Raw genomic sequence first — 2,643 nt, forward strand, 5'->3', positions numbered from 1 at the left:
GGGGCCGGGGCCGGGGTGATGGAAGCAGCCAACCGCGGCGCCGGGCGAGACAACAGCTACGGTCTCAACATTCACCTGCCCTTCGAGTTTGCCCCCAATCCCTACATCGATCCTGGGAACAAGCTTGTGTTCTTTCGTTACTTCTTCACCCGCAAGCACTTCCTGGTGCAGGAAAGCGATGCCCTGGTGGCCATGCCGGGAGGCGTGGGCACGCTGGATGAGCTGTTCGAGGTCCTCACCCTGATTCAGACCGCCAAGACCGTTCCCATCCCCGTGGTGTTGCTGGCTCCTGCCGGTGATGACTACTGGCAACGCTGGAAGCGCTATATGGTCAAGTCCGTGGAGGAGCGGGGCATGGTGTCCCCCGCCGATGCGCAGATCTACAACCGGGTGGATTCCGTGCAGGAAGCCGTGGGGGCCATTCGCCGCTTCTACCGGATCTTCCGTTGCTGCCGCTTCCTGGATGGGGGGCGCTTGCAGTTGCTTCTCCATGGGGCCCCCACCGCCGAGCAGGTGAAGGTCATGAACCACATGTTCTCCGATGTGCTCCATGGGGGAACCATTGAACCCTTCACCCACAGGGGCGAGCAAGGGGCGGTCCCGGGACTGGAGTTTCCATTTGATCACCGCTGCATGGGTCGCCTCTATGGACTGATTCGCCACATCAACCACCTGCCCCTGACAGGGGACCCGCGCCTGGAGCACACCGAACAGCCCCAATGACCACCACGACTCCCCCCGGCTGGGCATCATCGACTACGGCATGGGGAACCTCCACTCCGTCACCAAATCCCTGCAAAGGTTGGGGGGACATTGCCAGCGCCTCTGCAGCGGCGCCCAGCTGCGCCGGTGGGAGGACTCCGGTGGCAGTGCGCTGGTGTTGCCCGGTGTGGGCGCCTTTGATCCCGCCATGACCCAACTGGCGGAGCGGGACCTGATTCAGCCCATTGGCCACTGGGTCCGCCAGGACCGCCCCCTGCTGGGCATCTGTCTGGGGCTGCAGTTGTTGTTCAGCGGCAGCGCCGAGGGCCGACTGGCGGGGCTGAACCTGGCGCCGGGCAGGGTGGAGCCCCTCAAGCCCACCGCTGATGAACCTGTTCCCCACATGGGCTGGCAACCGCTCGTCTCTGCCGCCATCCTCCCCCCTGTTCCCTTCAGAGGAGGAGCAATGGGTGTATTTCGTGCATTCCTACGGGGTTGTACCTGAGGATGCCAACCTGGTGGCGGCCCATGTGATGGTGGCCCGGCAACCGGTCACCGCGGCCATTGCCCATGGTGCGCTGGTGGCCACCCAGTTCCACCCGGAGAAGTCCGGCCCCTGTGGTCAGCGGATCCTGGCCCGCTGGCTGAAACACTTGCCGGGTTGAGAGTGGCCATGCCCCGGGGCGGCCGTGGAGATCTGCGTCTCAGTGACGGGCGCCGTCTACGGAGTCCGCCGGGCGCCGTCACCCGCCCCACACCGGCGCGGGTGCGGCAGTCGGTATTTAATCTCCTGCAGGGACAGGTGGCGGGGACCCGCTGGCTGGACCTGTTCAGCGGCAGTGGCGTCATGGCCTGTGAAGCCCTTCTCCATGGCGCTGCCCATGTCACGGCCGTGGAGCGCCATGGCAGGGCCGCCGCCGTGACCCGCCACAATCTGCAACTGACCTGCCATCCACCCCAGACCTTCACCCTTCACCGCCGGGAGGTGCTGACCTGGCTCCAGACCTGGAAACACTCGGCCGAGCCTCGACAGCCCTTCACCTTGATCTATGCCGATCCCCCCTATGATGGGGGACTCCATGGACCCGTGACCATGGCCATAGCCGCTGCAGGCGTGCTGGCGCCAACAGGCCTGTTGCTGTTGGAATGCGCCAGCCGCCAGCCCCCTGCCAGCCTGCCCGGCTGGCGACTGGGCAGCCGCCACCGCTATGGGGGCGCTACGGTGCTGGTGCTCCAGCAAGTCCTGGGCAACGCTTAGCCCCCGAAGGTCCCCCCCTGGCGGCGATACTGGTTGTAGGCGCTCACGAAGAGGCCGAAGATGGTGATGGGCACCAAGCCCAGAACAATACCGCAGAGCAGGGGTTCAACCATGGGAGGTGGTGATCTGGGGAGAGTATAGGCAAGCTGCCTTGGGGATTGTAGCTATACAACTGATCTTCCAGAATGCCCCAAGATCAAGTCGTGTTGCACGCCCCTCCACCATGACCAAGACCACCGTGCGAGTTCTGTTGTTTGGTCCGTTGCGGGAGGAGCACGGCTGGCGGGAGCGGTTGGTGGAGTTGCCCCGACCCGCCGGCACCGTGGCCCAACTCCAACAGCAACTGGGCATCCACTTTCCTGGTCTCCGTTGGGCCGTCAATCAGGATTTCGCCACACCGGATCACCCACTACAACCCGGTGACGAGTTGGCTTTTCTGCCCCCCATCACCGGAGGATGAGCGGGAGCTAGCCTGCCCTGAACCTCCCATGAAGCAGGCGCCCACCTGAAAGCCGTGGCCTGTTGTTGAGGCTGGACAACCTTCCCCATGGGTGCCCTCTCACCATGAAAAGTCAGTCCGCCCCCCGCCTCCACAGGCATTCAAGCGGGCAGCGCCTCCCCGAGGCTGGTGCTGGATGGCGTCTTGGGTGGATTCCCCCGTGGGCGGGACTGACGGGGAAAGG

Annotated in this window: 6 protein-coding genes; 5 read left to right on the forward strand and 1 reads right to left on the reverse strand. The window is 64.7% G+C overall.

All coding sequences use genetic code 11. The annotated features are described in order from the left end of the window. From BG35_RS0108865 to BG35_RS0108875, 4 genes are all read left to right on the forward strand, one after another. Window positions 1-723, forward strand: a 723-nt coding sequence (locus tag BG35_RS0108865) for an LOG family protein (protein ID WP_025782537.1), incomplete at its 5' end; no start/stop codon positions are given. Between the two features lie 40 nt (window positions 724-763). After that, window positions 764-1,207, forward strand: a complete 444-nt coding sequence (locus BG35_RS11175) for a glutamine amidotransferase-related protein (protein ID WP_308417030.1) — start codon at window positions 764-766, stop codon at window positions 1,205-1,207. After that, window positions 1,182-1,367, forward strand: coding sequence for a type 1 glutamine amidotransferase family protein (locus tag BG35_RS13970; protein ID WP_308417031.1), 186 nt, complete (start codon window positions 1,182-1,184; stop codon window positions 1,365-1,367). Before BG35_RS11175 ends, BG35_RS13970 begins: the two co-directional genes overlap by 26 nt. Window positions 1,368-1,375: 8 nt before the next feature. Further along, a complete protein-coding gene (locus BG35_RS0108875) occupies window positions 1,376-1,960 on the forward strand; it encodes an RsmD family RNA methyltransferase (protein WP_025782538.1) in 585 nt (194 codons plus the stop codon). Here BG35_RS0108875 and petG read toward each other — a convergent pair. Then, entirely contained in the window at window positions 1,957-2,073 is a 117-nt protein-coding gene (gene petG / locus BG35_RS0108880; RefSeq protein ID WP_025782539.1) for a cytochrome b6-f complex subunit V, read from the reverse strand. The genes BG35_RS0108875 and petG overlap by 4 nt on opposite strands. 110 nt (window positions 2,074-2,183) lie before the next feature. On the opposite strand from petG, the gene BG35_RS0108885 reads away from it, so the two are divergent. Then, entirely contained in the window at window positions 2,184-2,420 is a 237-nt protein-coding gene (locus BG35_RS0108885) for a MoaD/ThiS family protein (protein WP_025782540.1), read from the forward strand. Window positions 2,421-2,643 lie beyond the last annotated feature (223 nt).

It is taken from the genome of Candidatus Synechococcus spongiarum SH4 (genome assembly GCF_000586015.1).
In the GTDB taxonomy this organism is placed as follows: Bacteria; Cyanobacteriota; Cyanobacteriia; order PCC-6307; family Cyanobiaceae; genus Synechococcus_B; species Synechococcus_B spongiarum_F.